The sequence below is a fragment of the Brenneria roseae subsp. americana genome, from assembly GCF_003115815.1.
In the GTDB taxonomy this organism is placed as follows: Bacteria; Pseudomonadota; Gammaproteobacteria; order Enterobacterales; family Enterobacteriaceae; genus Brenneria; species Brenneria roseae.
Genome location: NZ_QDKJ01000050.1, coordinates 1 through 451, shown reverse-complemented (window position 1 = coordinate 451; position 451 = coordinate 1). Strand labels below are relative to the sequence as shown.

The following is a 451-nucleotide window of genomic DNA, read 5'->3' as shown; positions in this document are numbered from 1 at the left end:
GATAATCTTCCGACCATGTGGTTTTGGTGGCAAACCAGCTTTTGGCAACCGTTTTGAAAGCGCGGGTGTTGTTACGCTTTTCCTGAACAGTTTTATGGTCAGCCTGTTTTTTAGCGCTCGGATCAACGCCAGCCGCCAACGGCTTTTTCGCTTCATCTCGTCGTTGTCTTGCATCAGCCAGTGAAACAGCAGGGTAGACGCCGATGGAAAACACCTTCTGTTTCCCCTCAAAGCGATAACCTAACTGCCAGTATTTGGAACCGTTGGGATGTACCAGCAGGTAGAGGCCGAATCCGTCAGTGAGCTTTACCGCCTTTTCTGAAGGTCTAGCATTTTTTACTTTAGTATCAGTAAGTGACATGACGGTTCCCTCCGATTGCTGGTAAAAACGAAATCGAACCCGCTTTACCAGTATTTTTACCAGCAAAAGGGTATGGCTTCGAGTGTTTTT

1 protein-coding gene is annotated in these 451 nt (G+C 47.2%); it reads right to left on the bottom strand.

What is annotated here, in order from left to right:
* Positions 1–361, bottom strand: a 361-nt coding sequence (locus B4923_RS20735; RefSeq protein ID WP_146187277.1) for an Arm DNA-binding domain-containing protein, incomplete at its 3' end; no start/stop codon positions are given.
* Between the last annotated feature and the right edge of the window lie 90 nt (positions 362–451).